Source organism: Butyricimonas hominis (assembly GCF_014287455.1).
Classification (GTDB): Bacteria; Bacteroidota; Bacteroidia; order Bacteroidales; family Marinifilaceae; genus Butyricimonas; species Butyricimonas muris.
On the sequence record NZ_JACOOH010000001.1, the window covers coordinates 405,836 to 430,836 of the forward strand.

The following is a 25,001-nucleotide window of genomic DNA, read 5'->3' on the forward strand; positions in this document are numbered from 1 at the left end:
AAGCATGAAACTCAATATATTAATAGTATTAATAATATTCGCGGGAGCAACCTCCTGCACGAAAGACAACTTCTACTACTCCGGAATCAGCGACGGTCGGCATGAAGGCAAAAACATGCTGGAATACATGCAGGCACACCCTTACGACTGGGATTCCACGCGGGTAATGATCCACCACGCCGGCGACGACATGGTCAAATTATTCGAGGGTAAAGACGAGCGGCACAAAGAATTCACTTTCTTCGGGATGACCAACCATTCCATCCGCCGTTATCTACTGCAACACAACCTGAAACAAGTCAGCGATCTGGATGCCGAGTGGTGCCGCACCATCCTCTTGAAGCACTTGATCGACGGTAAACTCTACCGTAAAGAAATCCCCGCGGGTGAACCGGGCTTGTATGAAACCGTCGGTACCGGAGGAACAACCCTCACCACGCTAGCCGGAACCAAAATCTGGACTTACGTCGTGGTAGAAGAAAAAAACGGAGTGGTACAACACGCCTCCCGTCCCATCTACATCCGCTTCGAGGAATCCGGACGGCTGCTGCAAGTTGTTTCCGGGGACATCGAACCGGATAACTGTCTGGTTCACGCCTTGGATTACAGATTCACGATAGGAGAAGAAGAATAAAACATGACAAAAAACAATACTATGAAAAAAATAATACTATTCGCCGGAATACTATTAACGATAGCCCTATCCTGCCACGAGAAAACGGAAGGATACCTCATCACGAAAAACGCCGCCTACGTCCCGGACACCATGTACGTTTACAAAACACCCGATCCCGTGACCGATGCCTTGAGAATACAGAACAAAGCCCCGTGGGTAAGCATTGCCATGCAAGGATACGAGGGAACGGAGGAAATCTATTTCACCATAGAATCCGTCACCTCCACCCTCGGCACGGAAGCCATTAAAACATTCCGTGACGAAATATCCATCCGGGGCGGCGGAATCTTGGAATATCCCTTGGAAAACAACGCGCAACCGGGAGCCTACACCATATCCGTGCGCCTGACAAACCCGGGATACAGCCAAGTTGTAGAAAACGCGATAACTGTCATCATCGTAGAATAAATCAAATAAAAAATCATGCTAGTAAAAAAGTTTTTAATCTTAATCCTTTGTTGCCTCGGGACATTAACCTCCCGGGCAGAAGGCATCAACTTTTTCAACGGCAACTTGCAAGACGCCTTGAAAAAAGCCAAAAGTGAAAATAAACTCGTGTTCGTGGACTTCATGGCAACGTGGTGCGGCCCGTGCAAGACACTCGCCACCAAAGTATTCCCGGACAAAGAAATCGGCGACTACTTCAACGCCCGTTTCGTGTGCGTGCAAATCGACGTGGATAAGGAAAAAGACCTTGCCCGCAAATACCGGATTCAAGCCATGCCCACCCTCGTGTTCATGGACAACAACGGGAAAGCCGTCACCCGGGTAACGGGAGCCGCCTCCAAAACCCGCTTGCTGCAAAAAGCCAAGGAAGCCACGGGAGAACTCCCCTCTTTCGACGAATTGTGGAACATGCACAAGAAAAACAAAAACGACGTGAACGTCATGCAGCAAATCCTGCATGAAGCGCCTTATATCATACAGGAACGCCGGGGACAAGGTTGGGAAGCCCGAGTCAAGAAAATATTCGAACAATACATGCAAACCAAACCCCGGGAAGACCTCTTGAATCCCACCGATTTCACCATCATCATGGGATATTCCGAAATGGAGAAAAACAACGAGCATGTGGAATTTGTCATCAGTCACCTGAACGACTACTTGAAAATCATGCCCTTCCGCCGTGTAGCCAACCCGATGTTCAGCTATACCATGAGCCTGATTAACAAACTGGCCAAGGAAAACGACCTCGATTACAAGAAAGAGATCGCACGCGCGGACGGGGACATGAAAGTCATCTTCGATTCGTTGCGTCACAGCACGTATTCCCCCGTTGAATTCCTGACAATTTTAGGCGATGCCTACAACGCACTTTACGGTCACAAGGATCAAGCAACCTATGTCCAACTCATTGACAACTATCTCACGCGAACGGGAGACAACGTCATGTTGCAGGAATACCAAAGTTTCATATCCGATTTATTAGCGGCAACCAAAGGGGATTTGAGCGACGACGCTGCCCGTACCGTACTGAAATGGCTGAACGCTTACTTGACTCTCGGTCAAAAAGCCGGAGAACAGCTTCAACCTCAAAATCTATTCTGGTACTACCTGACAAGCGGCGACTGCCTCGTCACTTTAAAGGAAATCACCAAAGCAAAAGAGGCTTACACACAAGCCTACATGCTGTCCATGCAATCGGGAAACCCCAACCTGCAAGCCCAAGTAAAACAAAAGTTAGACGCTATAAACGAGAAATAAACAAGCAACACGCGGAACTAACCACCTGCGACGAGCCAGCCAAGTGACAAAACTCCGGCTGGCTCGTTTTATTTTTAATACCGATATTTACGGGTTATCAACCACCACTATTTAGGAACCTTAAGCGTAACTTTACCTATTCCGAATAGCAACAGAATTATCCCCGTATAATCCTGATCCAGATAGACAAAGAGAGGTAGCAATAAACGAACGTTTAATGATAGTGGATTTTACGGCAATCGAAAGATTTTACCTCTGAAAAGGTAATATTGTTAATCAATTGATTTCCACGAAAATGAAAGAATCAACAATATCATTTTCTCTTTGATAGATTTTGATTAATTTTGCATTTAATAAACGTGGATTAATAAGTTTCAATCAACAAGCTATACCGCTCATATACGGTACTATTGATACTTATAAATCCACTATAATTATAAGGATGCTTTATGCCGAGGGGAAGTAAACATATACATTTTACGAACGGGGAAAGTATTATATTCGACGAATACTTTAGAAGTAATTTCAACAAATTCGTGGCTTTCACCTCTCGTTTTCTCGTTGATACTCAGCAAGGAGAAGACGTGGTACAAGATACATTCGTGCAGATGTGGGAAACGGCAGACCTAACTTTCGAATCGGAACCGGCACTTTCCGCTTACATGTATCGTGTGATACGCAACCGTATTTTGAATGACCTGAAACATTTAAAAATACAGGAAAAATACAATGAACGAATGCGCAGGGAAATGGAGAGTGAAAGTTTTCTCGTGAAATCCGTGTGGGATGAAGAAACCCGCCATTTACTTTACAAGGCCATAGACACGCTTACCCCGCAATGCAAAGAAGTGATCCGTTACCACTTGGAAGGGAAAAAGAACCAAGAGATAGCGGAACTTATGGAGATTAGCATCGTGACTGTAAAATCCCACAAAATGGTTGCTTACAGACAACTACGAGAAAGTTTATCCAAAATCATATTCTGTCTTTTCCTCACGTCCCTGCACTAATCACGAACAAACCGACCAAGAACAATCAACATATCCCTCTGGTTTTAAGTCGTTTTCAAAATATAATCATACCGAATATATGTTGAAGAAATACATGAATCAATGATGAATCTCGTATCAATTCCGGTGCAGTAGTACTTGAAAAGTTATTTATACCCTTTTAATAAGCTATTAAAACGCTATTATAGTATAGGGTTTTAATAGCGCTTTAATAGGGTTCTAATAGCGTTTTATACGGAAGTGAAACGGAATTCATATGGAATTTATACAGAATTTATTTAGAAATAATATAGGTTCTCACCTCATCAAATCAATGTTTTCCAACCATAGGATACAGGACAGAAACCGATAGAAATCAATCCATTACACCAAATTCTATATTTTCACATCAACAGCAATACTGGTAATCAATTCATCACGAAACAATAACTATTGAAAAAATATTTCAAAAAAAACTCATACCCTTCCAAAATTTAGTTGTTCTATAGTCAAACGGGAGCATCAGATCAACCTCCCCATGAAAAAAGACCTATGGAGAAACTGGAAAAATATATCAAAATGTGCCGCTTGGCTATCAAACGACGACTTACTCAAACCGACAAACAAGAAGAGGAAAAGTTGGACGCTTGGCTACGGGAGAGCGAGGAAAATCGTGAACTTTACCATTCAACCAATTATATCGATCTGGCAGAACTCAACGATTATTACTCTAAAACAGACGTAGAATATCAATTATCTCGCTTTCACAAAGGCCGTAAACGTACTACACGTTCCATTGTTTGGCGTTGGAGTGCGGCAGCAGCCATCCTTCTGGTGGGAGGTTTATCATTATACATGATGAACAAGACGGAACCGGTCATGATTTCGTCCATGAAACCACTCCCCGCGGGGGTGAGCCTCGTGTTGTCGGACGGACGTCAAGTTGACCTCTCGACACCCTATCACCCCGACACCGTCGAGATGGGAACAGCCATCGCCAATATACAGCAAAATACACTCATTTATACCCCATCCGACACGTCACGTGAAGTCAAGTTCAATACATTGATCGTTCCCAGGGGAACCTCTTTTCACCTTGTATTGAGTGACGGCACACGGGTATGGCTGAATGCCGACAGTAAAATCACGTACCCGGTTGCTTTCACCGGTAACACGCGGGAGGTGCGTTTAGAGGGAGAAGCTTTTTTTGACGTGAAAAAGAACGGGCAGGCACCCTTCACCGTAAATACCGACCGACTGAAAGTGCGTGTACTAGGCACGAAGTTTAACGTGAATACCTTCGCCGATGCCGGCTATGTTTCGGCAGCTTTGGTGGAAGGTGCGGTAGAAGTCTCCGGAATGACAGGAGAGCCTTGTCGACTGGTACCGGGACAAGTGGCAATGATCGACACGATCGGTAAAATCCGAATCACGAATACAGAACTAAAAGCCTATACCGCATGGATCGATGATATGTTCTGTTTCAGAAACGCTCCCCTGTCGGAAATTCTGAAACAAGTAGAACGTTACTATAACGTGAAAGTCATTTATGACGCGGGGTACCGGGAAGAATATTACACGGGTGATATCTATCGTAACAAACCGTTACAAACTTTGTTGGATGTACTGGAGATGACCATTCCCGTGAAATTTGAATTGCTTGATCAAGTTGTACATATAAGAAGGAAAGGATAGGTCGGTTGCAGACTAAATCCGTGAGGAAAAAATGTCTAACGCAAAAAGAAGAAAAAGAAGAATACAAACATTACTAAACCTTTATTGACAAAGAAATGAACAAATTGGTAAGTCTGTTTTTTCTGGTGTCGGTGACACTGGGATTAACTTCTCTACCCTCTACGGTAACGGCTCAGGCGCAAAAAATCACACTAAACGTGAGGCATGTGAAGCTGGTCACAGTTTTGGAGGAGATACAAAAACAATCCGGTATTAATTTCATTTACAATGAAAAAATCATCAGCGAGGTGAACGACATCACGCTGGACGTGAAAGACGCCCCGATCGATACCGTGATGACACGTGTACTCAAAGGGACAAATTTACAATATGAAATTCACGAGAAGATTATTGTCATCACCGAGAAAACAGTTCAAAAACAAGTATCCCGTAAAATCAGCGGAGTGGTTCGAGACGAGAAAGGGGAACCCCTGCCGGGAGTGACCGTTTTAATCAAGGGTACTACAGTGGGGAATGCCACGGATATTGACGGACGGTTTTCTATAAATGTCCCGGGAGGAGTAACTCAGTTATTATTCTCATTTATCGGGATGGAAACTCTTGAAATGGATATTCCTAAAGATTCCCAAGAATTAAACATCACGATGAAAACAAAATCCGACGAACTGGATGAGATTGTTGTAACCGGGTTTCAAGTAACAACGAAACGACAGGCCACGGGATCCGTCGCAGTAGTCCCGATGGAAGTATTTGCCAATAAAGCAAACCCAAGTATTGATAATCTACTACAAGGTCAAGTAGCCGGAGTCAGCGTGATGGCCATATCCGGACGCCCGGGAGAAACTTCACGAATTCGGATTCGAGGAACAAACACGTTAAGCGGTGATGCAGAACCTTTATGGGTGATTGACGGGGTTCCGATGCAATGGAATTTCCCGACAAACAAAACCAGCCAAATCAAAACGGGAGATTTTAATGATATTTTCGTGAATGGTATCGGAGGAGTAAACCCGAATGATATTGAAAACATCACGATTCTGAAAGATGCTTCCGCTACCGCAATTTACGGTTCAAGAGCAGCCGGAGGAGTTATCGTGGTGACAACCAAGAAAGGGAAAATCGGGAAAATGCAAGTAAATTACGCCGCCAATATCTCCGTGGGTTTGAAACCGCAACATGACCCCAACTTAATGAATGCTCCCGAGAAACTGGCATGGGAACAAGAATTGTGGGATGAATTTGCCGCAGAGCGTTTCAATTCCGGTGAACAAAGATATCCTGTTGTCGGGATTGTGGGGATGTTAAGAGCCGGCAAATTAGGCAAAAATAACAAGTATTGGGACGAAGAAGGCTTTGAACCCATGTCAAAAGAAGAACAAGATGCTTACATTGCAGAACTGGGAAAACATTCAACGGACTGGTTCAACGAACTATTCAGGAATTCTGTGTCTACAAGCCACCACCTTTCCCTCTCCGGGGGTGCACCCAAAGTCGCGTATTACGCCTCCCTCGGATACACGAAAGATAACGGTTTGGTTAAGAAAACCGGTTATGACCGATACACGTTAAACACCAAACTTTCACTTACTCCCAGTGAGCGTTTAAAGATGGAAATCGGACTTGATCTATCACAACAAAAATACAAAGGATATTCCGGGACAGTGGATCTTTTCCGGTATGCATACTTCGCAAATCCTTATGAATCTCCTTATAACGAGGACGGCAGTTATCGGGCTGATTTCACTTATGGCAATTTGTCCAAAATAAACGGCAGGGATTGGAATAACTTACCACCTAACGGGTTGAACGTTTTAAGAGAATTAAATGAAACTTCCAGTGAAGCGAATAATTTTGCCACAACGGTTCGTTTCAACTTGGAATACACGATTATCGAGGGATTAAAATTTAACGGTTTGTTTTCATACGGTTTCGCGAACTACAAGACCGACAACATAAACGGTCCTGATACATACGCTGCCTATAACGACCGTTTGTCCTTTGATCAAAGCAAGAAAGACAAAACATACGGATCAATTTATCAAACATCCGCCAATAACACGAATTATTCCGCCCGGGGATACTTGAGTTACACTGCCCGCTTGGGCATAAACCACCAACTGGTGGCGTTCGGAGGTGCAGAGATACGTGGAGATTTGGCGAAAAGTATCTTTGAAAAACGCTACGGTTACGATCCTGTAACAGGAAATTCTTCTATCCCGTTACCATCAAAACCGGTAACAGGCGACAAAATTGACTATTCCCAGATGGAAATATTCGCCCAGATCGTGGACGGTTTATCCGGACAGACGGAGGAGGAAAATCGTTTCGCCTCATTCTTCGCTTCTCTGGACTATAATTTCAAGCAGAAGTACGTGACCAGTTTCTCGTTCCGCACGGACGGGTCAAACAATTTCGGTAACGACCAGCAATTCAATCCCACGTGGTCACTGGGGTTTGCATGGCACTTGGGAGAAGAGAATTTCATGCAATCCTTAAGACCTATCGTGAGCCGAATGACTCTCCGTGTAGCGGGGGGGTATACCGGAAATATCAGCAAAACTTACAGTCCCCGTTTGATTATGTCTTATGACAAGGAATACCGCAAGTATGGAAATGAAATGTTACGCATGGGAAGAGTTGCCAACGCCCCGAACCCTAATCTACGCTGGGAAAAGACACGGGACATAAAAGCAGCCCTTGATTTCGGTTTACTGGATGATCGGATCACCGGTCTCGTGGAAGGATATTACCGAAAGAGTAAAGATGTCGTGACAGCCGTGCGGGTATTAAGTTCAACAGGTTTCACGCAACAAGGATATAATACATCCGTGATCGAAAATAAAGGTCTTGAAGCCACATTGAATTTTTTAATCATGGATACAAAAGACGTAAAAGTACGCCTCTCCGGAAACATCGCTTGGAACCGGAATAAGGTACTTGACTACAAATCCCCGAACGGATACGTGGACGGGAATCTGTGTGAAGGTTTCCCGCTCAATTCTATTTTCGTGGGCAAAGTGGAAGAGATTGATCCTGAAACCGGATTGTACATCTTCAAATTACGTCCGGATGCCATTATCAATAAAGGCTCCGATTTACATGATGCGGATAATTACCTTTTTTACGCCGGAACAAAAAATGCTCCTTACACAGGAGGATTTAACCTGCGATGTGCATACAAAAACCTGTCATTAAGTATCGGTGGAACTTTCGTGCTTGACGCCAAAATCCGGGAAGACTTGAAATCCCCGGCAAGCTACCAAGCATTAACGGGCAGCGGAGAATCGCAACAAACATATTACAACGATTTATACCGAAATCATCTTAACGTGAAAAAAGATGCCACGAACCGCTGGACCAAAACTAACAGGACAGGAGTAAAATACCCCCGGATTATTGACTATCACGGTGAACCGTTAAATCTGAATTATTATAACGTAACCGACACGGAAGTCACCCGGGGAGTTTATCTTGAAAACGTGGCATTTGCCCGAATTCGAGACATCACGCTAGGATACACTTTACCTGAGAACGTGACAAGAAAATTAAGGATCTCGTCATTGAGTTTTGCCTTAACCTTGAATAATTTCTTCACGTTCACGAATTACTCGGGAATAGACCCGGAAACCCCAACGACAACTTATCCTTTGACAAGATCTGTCACTTTTGGATTAAACTTGGGATTTTAATACAAGCTTCAGAACAATTAAATTTCGAGAAAAATGAAAAAGTATAATATATACATCATCGCTTTCCTTACATTCATTTGTTTCTCGTGCAAGGAATATTTGGACGTGAAACCGAAGGGAAAGATATTGCCAAAGACTGCCGAAGAATTTCGGGCAATGCTTGAGCTCCACTTGAATCGTGTCGAAGGAGCCATGGAAAACTACATTCTAGGAGATGCTAAATCTATTCTGGATTACGAAATGTACTCTGATAACCTAGATGCTAAACTGACTTTTTACCCGCAAGGAGGAGCCCTAAAAACCTACGTGGGAGACGGACTGAACGACATCTCTGACGGATATGAATACTTGTACGGGTATATTCGTGATTGTAACATTGTCATTGACAATTTAAACGACGGAAATGAAACATTAGAAAAAAACGTGTTAGGCACGGCATATTGTCTCCGTTCGGTATGTTACTACAATCTGCTGCGCACTTTCTGTGAACCATATGACAAATCTCGCGAAAACGAGTTACTCGGATTACCGCTAGTCGAAAGTTTTGATATGGAAGAACGCCCGTTACGGTCAAGCTGGACAAAAACTTTCGAATTTATAGAAAAAGATCTTTTAGCGGCTATAGATTACAACGTTAAAGATGAAGTTTGGATTTTCACGTCTGACGTGGCAAAAGCCTACTTGGCAAAACTTTATTTCTGGGCCCAGAAATGGGACAAGGTAATTCCCTTGGCACAAGAATTACTTGAAAAATACCCCTTACTGGCAGGACAGGCATACGTGGATATGATTCAAAGTAAAAACGAGAAAAAAGGAAACGTTCTCATCCGTTCTTATACAGTAGGAGGAATGGGAGTATCCGATATGACATACGGTTTCGCACTAGAAGACCGCAAATATCGCCCGGTGAGCAAAGAGCTCGTGGAATTATTCACGGACGGAAAACAGGATATCCGTTACGAACTGTCATTTAACAAACAACGTCTGGCTCAAAAAAACGTGTGCGCCAATGTACGAAGTGCAGAGATGTGTCTGATGCTGGCAGAGAGTTACTTGCACCAAGAGGATGAATCCCACGCTTTGGAATATTTGAATTTATTGCGTTCCAAACGTATAGAGAACTATGTAGCCTACACGAAAGACAATTTGCCGGAAATCGGAGACAATGACCTTATCCAAGTTAATGCTACCGGAAAGACGCTATCCAAACTAATGCGAGTGATCCTTTCCGAACGCCGCAAGGAATTGTTCATGGAAGGAGACCGGTGGTTTGAACTAAAACGTAACGGACGACCGGAGTTCTGGGGAACCGCAGAAGGGAAAAAATATATTACCAGTAAATATCTCTACACGGCTCCCCTCCCGAAAAAAGATATAGAATTACTACCCGACCTGATTCAAAATGAAGGGTACGAAGATTAAGTGTACAATCAAAAATAAAGTAATCATGAAAAAAATATTATTTATACTGGCCATATGTTTGTTCTTCGGTTTGACCGGATGCAATGACACGGACGATCTTCCTCCCAAAGAAGGCTTGGTTACTTCCCGGTATATATTGCCGAAAGGTAAGGTACTGACAGAGGCTGACCGAGAAATCATCAAAGAGAGAAAAGAAGAATACAATAACGCAATACGATAGTATTTAACAGAAAAATAAAATATCATGAAAAATATATGGATATTTTTATTGACTCTACTAACATACGGGATGCTCTCTTGTCATGACGATAATAATGACGATGCATCATTGTCTTTCGGTAGATCAATTTATATATTACAGGCGAACGGCGCTCTTGAAGTGGAATTGAGAGCCGATGGTGCCGTGGAGGAACAAACCGTGGTTAAATTCACGGTTGGAGGCTCAGCTGTCAGAGGGGAAGATTACGAACTGAGCGCAGACGAGTTTGTACTGGAAGCCGGACAAGATAGAGCAAAAATACAAATCCAGCCGAAAGAAAATTACAACGAGGACAGGGAAATCCGTTTAGAACTGGAACCCGTGGCGGGATTTCAATTGGGCGATAAAAGAGTTGTCATTATCCCGATTGAAACCAAAGAACAAATGATTATTTCATTCGAGAGAGATTGGCGGGAATTAGAAGACGAACTTATCGTGAAAGTAACCGTGGCCGGAGCCGTCACGGGTAAATACAATTCTACCGAACCTCTTTCAATCCCGTTCGTGATTGGCAACGGGACCACGGCGGAAGCAGGAGTCCATTACGAGATAGAGGGTGACGTGCATGCATTCGTGATAAAGCCGGGCGAAGACAAAGCAGAGATCAAAGTCCGTTATCTACTGGTAGAAGAAGGGCACGACCGACTCGAGTTAGCTCTGACCCTACCGGACGAAAGTTTCTACTTCGGGAATTATAACGAAATGGAAATTCCCATAGTAGGCCCGCTCTCCATGAATAAATTAGCCGGGAAATGGACTTATTCCGCTTTCATGTGTCAAGATTATATGGAAATGCTCGTTGGAGGAGATTTCCCGGACGATCTGACTGCCCTACCCACCAATAATTCTGCGACGGATATTCTGGAATTTGTCACGGAAGACGGAATGGATATGATAAAAGTACACATGACAGGTGATTTACGGAATTATTTCAGGGACACAGAAATCCATATCGGTTCCACAGGGGAGGAATATTTATGGGAAACACTTACCGATCTAGCTTTAGTTACTTCTGTCAGATGTGATAAGGTGAATCTTCATTTCTCACCCAACCAAGTAAAAGAAGAAGAAACCACCATAGGTATGCGTCTCGTGGAAGGCGGTGAGGTATTGGAGATCAGAATACTGCAATATGAGCCTATCGAATTTTTGTATGATACCTACGAAATGTTTGAAGGTGATATGGAAATGTTCCCTCTAGTATTCCGTTTTGCAAAAGTGAAAGAATAACGCAAGACAAACAAATATTTTAGATTATATTGAATAATATGAAACAAATAACAACACAGATTGTTTCGGCGCTACTCTCCGGTTTATTCTTACTTTCTTTTGGAGAGATGAACGCAGCAGACAGGAAAAAGAAAGAAAAAGAAGTAGTAAAAACCAGTAAATATGACAAACTGGTACAGAAAGCCGGGCGCGTAACGGCAAAAGGAGATTTTATCTCCTTGCATAAGGTAGGGGGAAAACTCTATATCGAGTTACCCGTGGTGTACCTTGGACGGGATATGTTACTGGCCTCCACGTTAACCAGTGCCAGCGACAACCTGCTTTGTGAAGTCGGTTACAAGCCGGAAGACCCGCTGCACGTGAAATTTACGCGAACAGACAGCTCTATCTACCTGAGGAGGGTTAATACCAAGGCAACCTATAATGAGCGGGAAGAGGGGATGAAGATCGCGTTGGAGCGGAGTCTTACCGATCCGGTATTGAAAAGATTTAAAATCGAAACGTATAATAACGACAGCACCGCCGTGGTGTTCGACGTGACGGATTTCTTTGCCCGCCATAATGATATGTTACCCTCTTTACCCAAGAGTTACGGTGGATTTATCTCTATCAAATCCAGTCCTAACAGCGAGGGAGAAGCCTTGCGGGAAATCAAAGCTTTCGAGGATAACGCCACGATAAAGACGGACTTAGCCTACAAGGTGACCATGACGGTATTCGGTATTTTCACGATACGCGCGGACGAACCCATGAGTATACAAGTTACCCGTACCCTGCTATTGTTGCCGGAAGAGAAAATGCGTCCCCGTATCGCCGATACCCGTATCGGGATATTCCTGACAGACAAACAACATTTCTCGACGGAACAAGACGAAGTGGGGATTTATTCCATGATCCACCGCTGGCGATTGGAGCCGAAAGATGCTGAAGCGTATGCACGAGGAGAATTGGTTGAACCCGTGAAACCGATCGTGTTTTACGTGGATGACGCATTTCCCGAATTGTGGAAACAACCGATAAAGGAAGGAACGGAACGCTGGAATAAGGCTTTCGAGAAAATCGGGTTCAAGAACGCAGTGCGGGCATTGGACTTCCCGAAAGATGACCCGAATTTCGATCCGGATAACTTGAAATATTCCTGTATCCGGTATATACCGTCAACCACAGCCAATGCCATGGGTCCCTCGTGGATAGACCCGACAACCGGAGAGATCGTGAACGCATCGGTACTAGTGTACAACAACGTGATTCAATTGATCAACCAATGGCGTTTTATCCAGACAGCACAAATAGACCCGTCCGTACGCGACAAGAAGATGCCGGATGAGATCGTGAAAGAGTCTATCGCTTACGTGGTAGCACACGAGGTGGGACACTGCCTCGGGTTCATGCACAATATGGCCGCATCGGCTGCCTATCCGGTGGACTCGTTGCGTTCCGTCACGTTCACGCAAAAATACGGGACCACTCCTTCCATCATGGACTACGCGCGTTACAATTACGTGGCACAACCGGGGGATAAAGGCGTGAAACTTACACCTCCCGACTTGGGAATTTATGACGAATTCCTAATCCGCTGGGCATACCAACTGATACCGAAAGCCCGCACGGCACGGGAGGAAGTCCCCGTACTCGAATCATGGCTCGACGAGAAAGCCGGAGACCCGTGCTACCGTTACGGACGGCAACAATTACTGGAACGCTATGACCCGAGTGCTATCGAGGAAGATTTGGGCGATGACCCGATGAAGGCGGGAGATTACGGCATCCGTAACCTGAAATATATTTTATCCCACATGGACGAGTGGATCGCAGATGACCCGGACGGCTCGCACAAGCAACAATTGTTGGAACAGTTGATGGAACAATATTACCGGTATATCACGAACGTGATGTATAACGTGGGTGGTATTTACTTGACTGACGTGAAAGAGGGAACCCCGGGTGACCGTTACCGTTCCGTGCCAAAAGAGGTGCAAAAAGCTTCTTTACAATGGGCGTTGAAACAATTCCGGGATTGCGACTGGCTGTACAATAAACCGTTGAGCAAGAAGTTGACCCTTCGGATCAGCGAGGCGGATGTCGTGAGATCGGTGCTTGCTCAAAGTCTGCTGTCCTCTTATCAACGGGTAATTCTTTCTGCCCACGTGTCGGACGATCCTTACACGTTGAAAGCGTATTTCGACGACTTGTATAACGGGATATGGGAAAATACCATCCGGGGAAAAGCGTTGACGAACGGGGATAAATTGCTGCAAACGAACGCTATCGTGATGATCAATGATGTTGTCGGGAATAGCATGAAAAAGAAAGGGAAATTTTTCCTGACCTCTCTGGACGAGTTGAAGAACTATGGGCTGGACGAATCGGGTATGGTTCGGAAATTCTACAAAACGTTGAAGTCTATGGAACGGGAGCACGGGGACAGCTTCGTTGCCGAACAGCTACGCCTGCACGGCATTGGTTATGGCTATAACTGGCAAGACGAGGTGGATGTAGAAGCGATTGACAATTCCAAGCAGTATTTGTTTACCATGGCAAATAAAGTAAAAACGCTACTTGAAAGTAAGATCCCCACATCGACAGGAGAAACACGGGAACATTACCGGATGTTGTTGTTCTCTCTGAACAGGGCATTAGAGGGGAAATAAAAAGAACAGGGGTGCGTAAAAAACACCCCTGTTCTTTTTATACTTGTAGACTAAGCTTCGAGTTCCTCTATAAACTTCCCGTCTTTGTCAAAAATGACAACTAACTTCGCATCTTCTTTCTTTATTACCAATTTATATTGATCGTCATCACCTTTGTAAGCTTCATCAATAGTGTACCCTTCATATTTTTTACTTACGGCATCAACAACAGCTTTAGGTAAGTCGGCAACATCTATTTTTGTCCACGTTGTCTCAAGTCCACTCATATTGAGCATAGATGTAAGTGCAACCTCTTTCTTTGTTGTGTCTGGGATAATGGTATCGCAAACTTGTAAATTATTACTTTTGGCTGTCACCGTGTTTGCCATTCCTGTTACTACAACTGCTACTACAATAAAACATTTCACTAAATTTTTCATGGTCTTAAATTTTAATAGTTATTATTCATTTGCTTAATAAAAAACAATAAAGAGGCCAGAAAAATAAAGAGAACACGCACGCACACACAAATCATTAATAACCAATATAATATCAATAAATACTCTATCTTTCTACTTGTAGAACTTTGGGGAACGAGTGTAGAATTATTCCCCCTAAAGTTGTAGACAATCCCACTAAATAGCCAAATTATCGAATTTCAGACAATAACATATCCATCCGTTCCAATACAATTCCTTTTTCTCGCAAACGTTCGGCGCTATTGTGCCCTCCGGCGTACAGCCTGATATTAAAGCCTAGTGCCTCGGCAACTTCCGCGTCATGTAGCGTATCTCCCACCATTAAAGTTTCACGGGGCTCTATCGGATACACGTCCAACATTCTTTCACCTCTGGCAATCTTACCGTCAGCATAAATATTATCTGACCCGCACACACCCTCGAAATAATCGCGGATACCGAAACGTTCCAGCATATCTTCCAATAAGTTTTCCTGCAAAGCCGACAATATATATTGCCGTACACCCATTTCTTTCAATCCCGATAATACTGACACTACCCCCGGAGTCAACATGACATCTTTTGCCAACTCCTCGTAAGTGTCGACAAAATCAAGGGAAACAGTTTCCCAATCATCATGTTTGAAATCGAAACCGATTCCCTCGTAGTAGTCCTTCACCGGAAAACCGAATATGGATTTATATTCCTCCACGGTCAGTTCATTCAACCGTTTTTTTCTCAACATCCGGTTAATCGTATTTACACTAATCTTCACGTCATCCAACAATGTCCCGTTCCAATCCCAAACCACGTTTTTATACTTCATATTTTCCCTATATAAAATTAATTTTGATGAAAAGCCTCGATACCCGTCCACCCAAGACGCTCTTTGGCCACGTTTTCAGGAAAAATCCGATAAGTAACTTCCGCTTCACTTCCCAAGGAGCCGTCGGCATTGAATATCTCGACATGCATTTTGGCAACACGGGCATTCTGTTCCACGATACGGGAGCGCATGAAAATTTCGCCCCGATCCGTGTACACGGTTGAACGATATTTCATATCCAGTGCGATAGTAACTCCCGCACTCTGTACCTTGGCGAAAATGTTCCAGCAGGCGATTTCATCCGCTAAAGTAGCTTGGATTCCTCCATGCAAAACATGAAAAAATCCTTGAAACTCGGGACGGGGAGTCCAGTAACAAGTAATATACTCCCCCTCCTCGTAGAATTCGCATCGCAACCCATGCTCGTTAGCGGACGCACAGCCGAAACAATTGTATCCCTCGTGTTGCTCGTAGGCGTTATATAATTTTTTCTTTTCCATATTACAAAAAAAGGGACGTTTAAATGCGTCCCCGATAATAAATTGTCTAATAATGTTACAAGTTACTATGAATCAACTTGGCACAAGCTTCCATTTCCTCTTTCGGGAATTGTTTCTTCGGGTTACTGAAATTCAATTCGTTTCCCTCCACTAATGGAACCAGATGCACGTGAGCATGTGGGACATCCAGTCCTAACACGCCAATACCAACGCGCTTGCACGGTACACTTTTCTCGATAGCTTTTGCCACTTTCTTGGCAAATACCATCAAACCCGCTAATTCATCATCTGTCAAGTCGAAGATATAATCTTCTTCTCTTTTCGGCACCACTAACGTGTGCCCTTTTTGCATCGGCGCAATATCCAAAAACGCGTAATAGTTCTCGTCCTCCGCCACCTTGTATGACGGGATCTCACCATTTATAATCTTCGTAAAAATTGAAGCCATGTATTAATTTACGATTTTAGATTTATGATTTTAGATTTCACACACACAAATTCTCTCGCTCATTTTTAATTTTCAATTAAATTGAGATGTCCATTATCTCGAATTCCATCATTCCTGCCGGCACTTGTACTTCAACTTTATCACCCAGCTTTTTGCCGATCAGAGCCTTCGCGATAGGAGTCGTGATAGACAATTTCCCTGCCTTAAAGTCAGCCTCACTCTCGGACACCAACATATAAGTCATTGTCGCTTTTGTCTTCATATTCTTGATAGTCACCTTGTTCAAAATCTGCACTTTTGAGGTGTCGATTTGGGATTCGTCGATAATCCGGCAACTGGCAATTGTATCTTGAAGCTGCGCGATCTTTGCCTCAAGCATACCTTGAGCATCCTTCGCCGCGTCATACTCTGCATTCTCGGAGATATCTCCCTTTTCAATGGCTTCACCGATTGCTTTGGAGATTCTAGGGCGCTCCACGTTTTGCAGATTGTCCAGCTCTTCCTGCAATTTTTTCAGCCCTTCTTTAGTTACATAAGATACCTTCTTTGTCATAGCATATAATATTAAAATCTTAAATTCGTATATAAAAAAATAAATGACACTTATCCTCCAATAAGTGCCTTTATCTAGTAAAGAATTCCATTCGTTCAGAATTCCTCACCTCCTGATGACAAATTTATGACCTTTTTTTGAATTAAACAATTTTTCCCCGCAAATATTTTATAAACAAAAAAAACGTCATATATATCTGATAGAAAGTCTATCACCCCAAATGCTCAAGGAAGATATTCCTCACGTATATTCCGCATCGAGGCAAAAAGATTACTCCGGGCATGAGGAGATACGGCTTCCATCCGGTCAATCAATTTACTCACCGCATCCCGATTTGTCGCTTTCTCGTGAGGACAATGCTTCTTTTGTTTCTTGAACTGTCGCATTTCGGCATAGCGCAAAGTCTCGTCATTGGAAAGATAAATCAACGGACGAATCAACGTGAAAGTATTCTTGAACATCTCCAACCGGGGCGGCATACTGCAAATCGTTCCGTTAAAAATCATGCTCATCATAAGGCTTTCCACCGCATCATCCCGATGATGCCCGAGAGCCAGTTTTTTACAGTCGTATTCCTTGGCAATATCGAAAAGCATTTTACGCCGATGCCACGAACACACGAAACAAGCAGGTTTCTTCGGGTTTACCGTCATATCCAACCGAATTGTCCGATACACGTATTCCACACCCAAGCGTTCACAAAAGGCTCGCAAGTAATCGCTATCCACCTCGTATGACACATCCTCGACGGCAATATGGGCGGCTATCACCGTGTAATCCTGCTTCGGATCCTTTGCCCGCATCGCCAATACCTCCAACAACGCCAAAGAATCTTTTCCCCCGGATACGCCCACGAGTACCCGATCTCCGTCACCAATCAAGTGATAATCATGTATCGCTTTCCCCACCTTCCGGAAAAAATCCCGGGTGAATACTTTATCTTGCTTTTCTTCTGTTATCATCTACTTGTTTATTATCCTACCGCAAAAATAATTAAAATCTTCTCTTTTTTTTGTATGTTTGAAACCTCAATCAAAAATACCACTTATGCTAAAGAAAGTTCCGCACACTTACACTATTGTATTCTCGATTATTATCATCTGTGCTATCCTGACATGGATTATTCCGGGGGGTGAATACGCGCGGGAAACCGTCGATGTAAACGGCGTGGAACGCACGGTTATCGTGAACGATTCATTTCATGAGGTTGCCAAGAGCCCGCAGACATGGCAAGTATTCTCCGCACTCTTCAACGGGTTCGAGAAGCAGGCGGGCATTATCGCGTTTATATTGATCATCGGCGGAGCTTTCTGGATCATGAACAACAGTAAGGCAATTGACGTGGGGATTTTCTCTTTCCTGCGTTCCACGCGAAAACTGGAACACATCGGGATTATACGCAAACTAGGTGTAAACAATATTATTATCACGATGGTTATGCTACTTTTTAGTAGTTTCGGTGCCATATTCGGCATGAGCGAGGAAACACTGGCTTTCGTTATTATCATCGTTCCTTTGGCGATATCCATGGGGTACGATTCCCTCACGGGCGTATGCATGGTGTACGTTGCCGCTCATGTCGGTTTTGCCGGGGCCATTCTCAACCCGTTCACGATAGGCATAGCACAAGGGCTATCCGACTTACCGTTATTTTCCGGGTTTGAATATCGCTTGTTCTGTTGGGCGATTCTCAACGTGATTATGATCGCTTGGGTACTGCGTTACGCGGCAAAGGTGAAAAAGAACCCAAAAGCATCATTAGTCTACAATCTCGACAGTCACTGGCGTAAAGAGAAAGTAGCTACCACCGAAGAAATAGAATATAAAACCTATTCCTCCTCTTGGATGGTTTATCTTTTTATCCTTTCGGGACTTGCCATTTTCTCGTTCTATTTCCCCCGCACCACGTTATCTATCGGAGAACACTCCAGTTTGACCACCTTTGTACTCCCCGTCCTAACCATATTATTTGCGTTGATCGGTTTTTTCTCACTACGAAAATCCTATCACTTTTTTATATTGACTATTCTGGGCTTCACGATTCTTTTCTTGATCGTGGGAGTCATGGGCTACGGTTGGTACTTACCCGAAATATCCGGATTATTTCTGGCCATGGGTATTTTATCCGGTTTCGCCGCAAAGGAGAATGCCGATAACATTGTAAAACTTTTTATTGCCGGAGTGAAAGATATTCTCTCCGCGGCGTTGGTCGTGGGACTCGCGGGGGGAATTATTATCATCTTACAGGAGGGGCATATCATTGATCCCATTCTTCATTCATTGGCAAATCTCATGAACGAAACGGGGAAGGTACTCTCGTTAGGCATCATGTATCTCATCCAGACGATGATCAATATCATCATTCCGTCCGGTTCTGCAAAGGCAGCCCTAACCATGCCGATTATGGCACCGTTCTCCGATGTGATCGGGTTATCCCGACAAGCTACCGTTATGGCGTTCCAATTCGGTGACGGCTTTACCAACATGATCACCCCCACTTCCGGGGTTCTGATCGGGGCTTTGGGTATCGCACGTATACCTTATGACGTTTGGGTAAAATTCTTCTGGAAGTTTATCTTATTTTTGATCGTCATCGGGTTTATTTTGCTTATCCCGACCGCCACGATGCAATTGAACGGGTTTTAAAATATACAAAGACTCCACGCATGCCCACATGGCGGATTCTTCACGAATGAAGCCGGCAAGGTTACGAGTATTCCATTGCCTACCCGTTTGTAGCTTAAATTACCCTTGTATCCCAACAACGAAACCTTTGTCCCTTTTTCCGGCTTTATACTGTAAAGCATAATCCGGGAAGGCGGATTCGGTTCATCCTCGTCATTCAAGTATATGGCATAAATCTTCCCGTTACTCTTGTGCCTCGTGTAACAAATCTTCGCTTCTTTGTAGGGGGCTATCGGTCGGGTTTCGTAAATGGCTTCCCCGTTAATTTTCATCCAAGCCCCGAGCTCTTTCATAATCTTTATTCCTTCCGGCGGAATCTCTCCGTTCCCGTCCACTCCCACGTTCAACAGGAAGTTTCCCCCTTTGCTGACAATATCCACAAGGTTATGAACCAACTCACGGGTGGGTTTATATTTGTCCCACGGCAGATACGACCATTGATTCGCCATGGTCATACAGGTTTCCCACGGGTAATCCCACGGCTTCTCGGGAATCTTCTGTTCCGGGGTACGATAATTCTCGTATTTTCCACCTACCCAACGATCTACCACGATCAATCCGGGCTGATACCCCCGAGCCATATCAACAATCTTGTCCAACCTGATATCTTGTCCCCGGTTCTCGGGTGCAACCCAACCACCGTCTAGCCAAAGAATATCCACGGGACCGTATCCGGTCATCAATTCCTTCACTTGATTAAAAGTAAAATTACAGAACTTTTCCCACATCCACGGGTGTTCCTTGATCTTGTAATTCACGTTCCGGTCGCCATGCTGCCATCGTTCCGACCAATAATAGGGACTATTCCAATCCGGTTTCGAAAAATACGCCCCGATCATGAAATCCCGCTCCCCGAAAGCCCGGTATATCTCTTTCAACACATCCGCTTTCTCCGCCGTGTGATAGGGACATTCTTTAGAAGTTATTTTATAATCCGTTTCCCTCGTGTCCCACATACAAAAACCGTCATGATGCTTCGTCGTGAACACAAAATACTTCATTCCCGCTTCCTTTGCCAATTCCGCCCATTTATCCGGATCGAACTTCACCGGGTTAAACGTCTTTTTCAAATCCACGTAATTCCGGTAATACTCGTCATAAGAAATCGTCGTGTCCCGTTGAATCCAATCCACATCTTCCGAACAAATCGTCCACGATTCGCAATATCCTTTCTGACTATACGGTCCCCAGTGCACGAAAAAACCGAACTTCAAATCCTGCCACCGTTCCAATTTTGCTTTCACTGCCGAATCCTGTTCCCAATAATACTCCATTCCCTCGTATTGGGCTTTCAACAAGGTACACCACAGAACGAATACCACGCACAACAACAATCTTCGCATTGTTTCTCTTTTAGCAATTAATATATTTTACACAAACACATACAAAGATAACAAAACAAGAATCATATAAAAAAGGAATTGTTCAAAAAAGGATGGAAACTTAGAGTTCTCCCTTTTTTGAACAATTTCTTTTAACAAGAACACCAATTCTATTCTAATCTATCAGATACCAAAGCTCTTAACTTTTCCCCTCTAAGATTCTTGGCTATAATCCGGTTGTTCTCGTCCAGCACCAGAATGGTCGGTACGGCATCGATGTTATACATTTTTACCACATCACCTTGCCAACCTTTCAAATCCGAAAGGTGCAACCATGTCAGACCGTCTTTTTTAATCGCCTCTTCCCATTTGTCTTTTTTCTCGTCCAAAGAAACACTTACCACGACAAGCCCTTTCTCTTTAAAATCGTTGTATAACTTCACCATATTCGGATTCTCCATTCGGCAGGGGCCGCACCACGAAGCCCAAAAATCGATGATTTTCAATTTTCCCTTTACCTCATACAAGGCAATCTCCTTCCCTTCTGGAGTAGGCAACGTAAAATTCGGAGCCACGGCATCTACTTCCACGCCCTCTAACGCCTGAATACGCACAGCCATCAATTTCCCCGGCCCCGTGTGTTTTGCCTTATCCGATAATCCGGCATAACACATTTTCAATCCGTTCAAATCCATCCGTTCCATGCCCGCAGTCTGCACATAAGCCGCCAGTACATTGTCTTTATTTCTTTCCACGATAACACCCAAACGTTTTTGAGCGTCTGCCGTTACCTGTTCCAATTTTCCTTTCAACTCGTTCACTGTCCTGAAATGCTTGGCGGCAGAAGCCTCTTCCAATTCCATCTTTACTTTCCGAATCTTTTGATTTTCCTCAGTCACGGCTTCTTGATAGACGTTCAACTCTTTTTGCAACTTTCCTCCCCTAATCACACTCTTTCCGGATTGAAACAATTCCATCTCGTAAGGTGCATCCGTGTCCAAAATAAATACAAAACCACCACCGTAACCAGCCACATAAATCAAAGCTACACGAGGCTCATCCAACTCACCTTCAATCACGAATTTACCACTTACGATATCACCTTGCCCCAAGGTATCCACACGCCCTACCTCTTGTGAAACTACAATCATTTTTCCCTCGGGCATCTCCGGAATTGCTCCGTTAATCGTGAATTTTTTCTTTTCCCCGAAAACAATCCCGGGGAAAAATAAACAACCTAATACAAATAACTTCCACATAATTAATTCAATCTTCTGGTTATCGCCGTGTAAACAACATCTTTAATCACTCCAAACCCCGTAAACACGTGCGAGTCAACATAATCACCTCCCACACTCAATACAACTTCATGCAATTCACCCTGTCCTCCTGCATTTACCACGACACCCAACGTCCTGTAGGGTTCACTTTCATACTGAAAATCCCCCTCCGAATCAGACCTGAATTTCAACCGGGTAATCACATTTCCCGCATCATAAAGTTCCACTTTTTCTTTTGTTACGACATTAAACAAATAAACTTTACTTTCCTCCGTGTATAAAAATTGGTCCATGAATGCAACCGTTGTGGCAAAACATGTATTTCCGTTAAAACCTAACTTACCTAATTTTTCACGAACTACTTTTATCGGGGACTCATCCGCCTTTGCCGATTTACCTCCTTTACTACTAGCTTCTATTTTCAACAAATAACAAGTATCATTCATCACACCTATTGCCGTAGCACCTTCTTCACTGGAATTTACCGAAATTCCTTTACCCAACCACAATATCTCCATATTATGAGTAGCACCTTGTTTATCTACCTCTTGAAGTCCTTCAACAAGAAATGGAGTCAATTTTTCCAGATTATACTCGACAGCCTCTTGAGGATAGATATCTTCACTCACACCAAAATTATAACAACCATTCATTCCATTCAGACGATAGGACATAAATTTTCGATTCACCTTATCCCACACCGTCACGAAACCGGATTGTGACATATAAATCTTATCTATCACATAGTTCTGTACGTTATCCTCTGCCAAACCCGCAAAATAGAATCCACTAGCACCCGAATGATAAAATTTTCCGGCATCATCGACAACAATAGCATTCCTCCACAATACATGGGAAACTCCATACACCAGATTAGTCGGGTTTAATCCCGGAGCGAATAAATTCCGTGAAGCCTTAGCATCTTCCAAGGCAAAAGGAAGCATAAATGATGCTGAATCAGACTGAACCACGTAAAGACGTTCCATATCTCGAGTATAAGAAACTGATCCCGCAAACATCAATGAATTCGCTTTCTGAAACCGCTCCACATCCCAAGTTTCCCGATAAGCATCCAAAGTAATAATCGCATGCGTGGAATCCGGATCCTCCACCGTGGACAATTTCCGATTGTTTTCCTCTCCATTCAACACGAACCACGCATGTACAAAAGGTAATCTTGTTTCCATCGTAAAATCCCGGTAAGCACTAATTCCGGTTTTTGTATCCGTCAATCGGAACTTAACATTATAACTGGATGATTTCCGAACTGGATAAGTAAGTGTTAATTCCTTCGTGAAGACACTGTCCGTAACATTCTCATTACCTTCACGATAACTCACCACCCACAAATACTCCATATTCTCTTCCCCCTCGACCTCACTCTGAGAGAAAACAGGAGAATAAGTAACAGACAACTCCTCTTGAATCGGTTGCCGATAAGTATACCGGTACGAAGTCCCTTTCGTAACAACCTCTGGCACGGGATCGAAGGTAAGCCCTTCGATCGTGTTTATATCCTTGTAATCGTAGTTTCCTTTATCATCATAACATCCACAAAGAAGCCACGTGACAAAACTCAATATAACTATTATTCTCTTCATCATATTCCTATTTTACAAATTCATAGACATTCTTCTTTGCTCACAATACCGGGAACTGCTCGAACGGCAACGGATTATCCGGATGCTCTGTGTTATATTGATCATAAGCATTTCTCAACAACTGATTTAACCTAACCGCATCCCACTCCGCATACCAGTAGACAAAACTTTCATAGTCTGCAGCACTAAGCACCTCCTGCATAAAAGTATGTTTAGCCATAGAATACTCTCCCAATATAGCTAAATGAGGAGGATAATTCCACCACTGTGGAGCCGGCGGTTCCGGGAACGAGAAATCCACCTCTTCGTCCGGGTGTAAAGCCTTATATTCCGCCAACGCTTCATTCAAAGTCTTAAGGTCCTCACTCCAATTAGCATACGGATTATACAAGGTCTTCAAAATAGTAACCATAAATGCATATTTATCTTCCGTATACTCTCCTACAACATTATCATCCCATTCCCTCGGTTGCGGGTATCGATTAATCAACCGTACACGATATTCATCCTTTTCCGCTGCCCCCAGTTCCAAAGAAGGATCCGAATTCTCCACGTCGAACACGATGCTCACGGTAAATTCTTTCCGCACTTTTGGATTCAACACGTACACCTCTACCGTATCCTTTAACTGTCCGGCACGAAACACATATGAAGGTTCAAACTCCAAAAATGAAACTGCCGTTGGATCTTCTCCCTCCTCTACCTTAGCTTTCAACCGAAACTCCCGATCATAATCTGCGGCACGTCCCATCAAATACAAATTCAACTTCACGCCTTTTTTCACCAAAGAATCCCCCGAATACTTTGGTATCAAATCATAAGGACTATTACCCGGCTGTCCCCACCACATCGTATCCGTTACGTACTCTTTCATGAAATCAACCGTAACCCTTAAAGCATTCGTGTCATAATTAAATTGCAGCCCATCTCGCTCCAACGAATAACCGATAATCTCTTTCTCCTGACACGATGCAAAAGAGAGCAACAAAAAACCTATATACAATATATACTTTCTCATAACCAATTCTTTACAT

At 43.6% G+C, this 25,001-nt stretch carries 21 protein-coding genes; 11 read left to right on the top strand and 10 right to left on the bottom strand.

Going from position 1 to position 25,001, the window contains the following annotated elements; genetic code table 11:
• The first annotated feature begins 4 nt into the window (after positions 1–4).
• The 10 genes from H8S64_RS01585 (at position 5) to H8S64_RS01630 (ending at position 14,315) form a co-directional block, all read left to right on the top strand.
• Entirely contained in the window at positions 5–634 is a 630-nt protein-coding gene (locus H8S64_RS01585; RefSeq protein ID WP_099291084.1) for a fasciclin domain-containing protein, read from the top strand.
• A gap of 21 nt (positions 635–655) precedes the next feature.
• The gene (locus tag H8S64_RS01590) at positions 656–1,084 is read left to right on the top strand and encodes a hypothetical protein (RefSeq protein ID WP_099291837.1); all 429 of its coding nucleotides are present in this window, start codon (positions 656–658) and stop codon (positions 1,082–1,084) included.
• Between the two features lie 15 nt (positions 1,085–1,099).
• Positions 1,100–2,380 carry a thioredoxin family protein gene (locus H8S64_RS01595; RefSeq protein ID WP_099291085.1) on the top strand — a complete coding sequence of 427 codons (1,281 nt, stop codon included), beginning with the start codon at positions 1,100–1,102 and terminating at the stop codon, positions 2,378–2,380.
• 449 nt (positions 2,381–2,829) lie between these two features.
• Entirely contained in the window at positions 2,830–3,390 is a 561-nt protein-coding gene (locus tag H8S64_RS01600; protein WP_099291086.1) for an RNA polymerase sigma-70 factor, read from the top strand.
• Positions 3,391–3,921: 531 nt separating this feature from the next.
• Positions 3,922–5,064 (top strand): FecR family protein, encoded by a 1,143-nt coding sequence (locus tag H8S64_RS01605; RefSeq protein ID WP_099291087.1) that lies wholly within the window; start codon positions 3,922–3,924, stop codon positions 5,062–5,064.
• Between the two features lie 95 nt (positions 5,065–5,159).
• Entirely contained in the window at positions 5,160–8,753 is a 3,594-nt protein-coding gene (locus H8S64_RS01610) for a SusC/RagA family TonB-linked outer membrane protein (RefSeq protein ID WP_186974677.1), read from the top strand.
• Positions 8,754–8,786: 33 nt separating this feature from the next.
• Positions 8,787–10,175 (top strand): RagB/SusD family nutrient uptake outer membrane protein, encoded by a 1,389-nt coding sequence (locus tag H8S64_RS01615; protein WP_186974678.1) that lies wholly within the window; start codon positions 8,787–8,789, stop codon positions 10,173–10,175.
• A 25-nt stretch (positions 10,176–10,200) separates the two neighbouring features.
• Positions 10,201–10,395, top strand: a complete 195-nt coding sequence (locus tag H8S64_RS01620) for a hypothetical protein (RefSeq protein WP_186974679.1) — start codon at positions 10,201–10,203, stop codon at positions 10,393–10,395.
• A 24-nt stretch (positions 10,396–10,419) separates the two neighbouring features.
• Positions 10,420–11,664: a Calx-beta domain-containing protein gene (locus H8S64_RS01625; RefSeq protein WP_186974680.1), complete on the top strand. Its 1,245-nt coding sequence runs from the start codon at positions 10,420–10,422 to the stop codon at positions 11,662–11,664.
• 38 nt (positions 11,665–11,702) lie between these two features.
• Positions 11,703–14,315, top strand: a complete 2,613-nt coding sequence (locus H8S64_RS01630; RefSeq protein ID WP_255469380.1) for a zinc-dependent metalloprotease — start codon at positions 11,703–11,705, stop codon at positions 14,313–14,315.
• Positions 14,316–14,365: 50 nt separating this feature from the next.
• Here H8S64_RS01630 and H8S64_RS01635 read toward each other — a convergent pair whose 3' ends face one another.
• The 6 genes from H8S64_RS01635 to H8S64_RS01660 form a co-directional block, all read right to left on the bottom strand.
• Positions 14,366–14,734: a hypothetical protein gene (locus tag H8S64_RS01635; RefSeq protein ID WP_186974681.1), complete on the bottom strand. Its 369-nt coding sequence runs from the start codon at positions 14,732–14,734 to the stop codon at positions 14,366–14,368.
• Between the two features lie 208 nt (positions 14,735–14,942).
• Complete coding sequence (locus H8S64_RS01640) at positions 14,943–15,578, bottom strand: HAD family hydrolase (protein ID WP_186974682.1); 636 nt, start codon at positions 15,576–15,578, stop codon at positions 14,943–14,945.
• Positions 15,579–15,595: 17 nt separating this feature from the next.
• A complete protein-coding gene (locus H8S64_RS01645; protein ID WP_186974683.1) occupies positions 15,596–16,078 on the bottom strand; it encodes a PaaI family thioesterase in 483 nt (160 codons plus the stop codon).
• 55 nt (positions 16,079–16,133) lie between these two features.
• Positions 16,134–16,526, bottom strand: a complete 393-nt coding sequence (locus H8S64_RS01650) for an HIT family protein (RefSeq protein ID WP_186974684.1) — start codon at positions 16,524–16,526, stop codon at positions 16,134–16,136.
• Between the two features lie 76 nt (positions 16,527–16,602).
• Positions 16,603–17,079: a transcription elongation factor GreA gene (gene greA, locus H8S64_RS01655; RefSeq protein WP_186974685.1), complete on the bottom strand. Its 477-nt coding sequence runs from the start codon at positions 17,077–17,079 to the stop codon at positions 16,603–16,605.
• A gap of 224 nt (positions 17,080–17,303) precedes the next feature.
• Complete coding sequence (locus H8S64_RS01660) at positions 17,304–18,041, bottom strand: tRNA lysidine(34) synthetase (RefSeq protein WP_186974686.1); 738 nt, start codon at positions 18,039–18,041, stop codon at positions 17,304–17,306.
• An 85-nt stretch (positions 18,042–18,126) separates the two neighbouring features.
• Between H8S64_RS01660 and H8S64_RS01665 the strand changes: the two genes are divergently transcribed.
• Complete coding sequence (locus H8S64_RS01665; protein WP_186974687.1) at positions 18,127–19,725, top strand: YfcC family protein; 1,599 nt, start codon at positions 18,127–18,129, stop codon at positions 19,723–19,725.
• Here the strand turns inward: H8S64_RS01665 and H8S64_RS01670 are convergent.
• The 4 genes from H8S64_RS01670 to H8S64_RS01685 form a co-directional block, all read right to left on the bottom strand.
• On the bottom strand, positions 19,722–21,107 hold the full coding sequence (locus H8S64_RS01670; RefSeq protein WP_186974688.1) for an alpha-L-fucosidase: 1,386 nt from the start codon (positions 21,105–21,107) through the stop codon (positions 19,722–19,724). The genes H8S64_RS01665 and H8S64_RS01670 overlap by 4 nt on opposite strands.
• 149 nt (positions 21,108–21,256) lie before the next feature.
• A complete protein-coding gene (locus H8S64_RS01675; protein ID WP_186974689.1) occupies positions 21,257–22,345 on the bottom strand; it encodes a TlpA disulfide reductase family protein in 1,089 nt (362 codons plus the stop codon).
• A 2-nt stretch (positions 22,346–22,347) separates the two neighbouring features.
• Positions 22,348–23,967, bottom strand: a complete 1,620-nt coding sequence (locus H8S64_RS01680) for a PKD-like family lipoprotein (RefSeq protein WP_186974690.1) — start codon at positions 23,965–23,967, stop codon at positions 22,348–22,350.
• Between the two features lie 40 nt (positions 23,968–24,007).
• Entirely contained in the window at positions 24,008–24,985 is a 978-nt protein-coding gene (locus H8S64_RS01685) for a DUF4843 domain-containing protein (RefSeq protein ID WP_186974691.1), read from the bottom strand.
• Positions 24,986–25,001 lie beyond the last annotated feature (16 nt).

Excerpts from the sequence above, each read along its gene's own strand:
- H8S64_RS01675 (WP_186974689.1), bottom strand. The coding sequence starts at position 22,345 with ATGTGGAAGTTATTTGTATTAGGTTGTTTATTTTTCCCCGGGATTGTT.
- H8S64_RS01650 (WP_186974684.1), bottom strand. The coding sequence starts at position 16,526 with ATGGCTTCAATTTTTACGAAGATTATAAATGGTGAGATCCCGTCATAC.
- greA (WP_186974685.1), bottom strand. The coding sequence starts at position 17,079 with ATGACAAAGAAGGTATCTTATGTAACTAAAGAAGGGCTGAAAAAATTG.
- H8S64_RS01590 (WP_099291837.1), top strand. The coding sequence starts at position 656 with ATGAAAAAAATAATACTATTCGCCGGAATACTATTAACGATAGCCCTA.
- H8S64_RS01630 (WP_255469380.1), top strand. The coding sequence starts at position 11,703 with ATGAAACAAATAACAACACAGATTGTTTCGGCGCTACTCTCCGGTTTA.
- H8S64_RS01620 (WP_186974679.1), top strand. The coding sequence starts at position 10,201 with ATGAAAAAAATATTATTTATACTGGCCATATGTTTGTTCTTCGGTTTG.
- H8S64_RS01660 (WP_186974686.1), bottom strand. The coding sequence starts at position 18,041 with ATGATAACAGAAGAAAAGCAAGATAAAGTATTCACCCGGGATTTTTTC.
- H8S64_RS01625 (WP_186974680.1), top strand. The coding sequence starts at position 10,420 with ATGAAAAATATATGGATATTTTTATTGACTCTACTAACATACGGGATG.
- H8S64_RS01640 (WP_186974682.1), bottom strand. The coding sequence starts at position 15,578 with ATGAAGTATAAAAACGTGGTTTGGGATTGGAACGGGACATTGTTGGAT.
- H8S64_RS01610 (WP_186974677.1), top strand. The coding sequence starts at position 5,160 with ATGAACAAATTGGTAAGTCTGTTTTTTCTGGTGTCGGTGACACTGGGA.
- H8S64_RS01595 (WP_099291085.1), top strand. The coding sequence starts at position 1,100 with ATGCTAGTAAAAAAGTTTTTAATCTTAATCCTTTGTTGCCTCGGGACA.
- H8S64_RS01600 (WP_099291086.1), top strand. The coding sequence starts at position 2,830 with ATGCCGAGGGGAAGTAAACATATACATTTTACGAACGGGGAAAGTATT.
- H8S64_RS01680 (WP_186974690.1), bottom strand. The coding sequence starts at position 23,967 with ATGAAGAGAATAATAGTTATATTGAGTTTTGTCACGTGGCTTCTTTGT.
- H8S64_RS01635 (WP_186974681.1), bottom strand. The coding sequence starts at position 14,734 with ATGAAAAATTTAGTGAAATGTTTTATTGTAGTAGCAGTTGTAGTAACA.
- H8S64_RS01615 (WP_186974678.1), top strand. The coding sequence starts at position 8,787 with ATGAAAAAGTATAATATATACATCATCGCTTTCCTTACATTCATTTGT.
- H8S64_RS01605 (WP_099291087.1), top strand. The coding sequence starts at position 3,922 with ATGGAGAAACTGGAAAAATATATCAAAATGTGCCGCTTGGCTATCAAA.
- H8S64_RS01645 (WP_186974683.1), bottom strand. The coding sequence starts at position 16,078 with ATGGAAAAGAAAAAATTATATAACGCCTACGAGCAACACGAGGGATAC.
- H8S64_RS01685 (WP_186974691.1), bottom strand. The coding sequence starts at position 24,985 with ATGAGAAAGTATATATTGTATATAGGTTTTTTGTTGCTCTCTTTTGCA.
- H8S64_RS01665 (WP_186974687.1), top strand. The coding sequence starts at position 18,127 with ATGCTAAAGAAAGTTCCGCACACTTACACTATTGTATTCTCGATTATT.
- H8S64_RS01670 (WP_186974688.1), bottom strand. The coding sequence starts at position 21,107 with ATGCGAAGATTGTTGTTGTGCGTGGTATTCGTTCTGTGGTGTACCTTG.
- H8S64_RS01585 (WP_099291084.1), top strand. The coding sequence starts at position 5 with ATGAAACTCAATATATTAATAGTATTAATAATATTCGCGGGAGCAACC.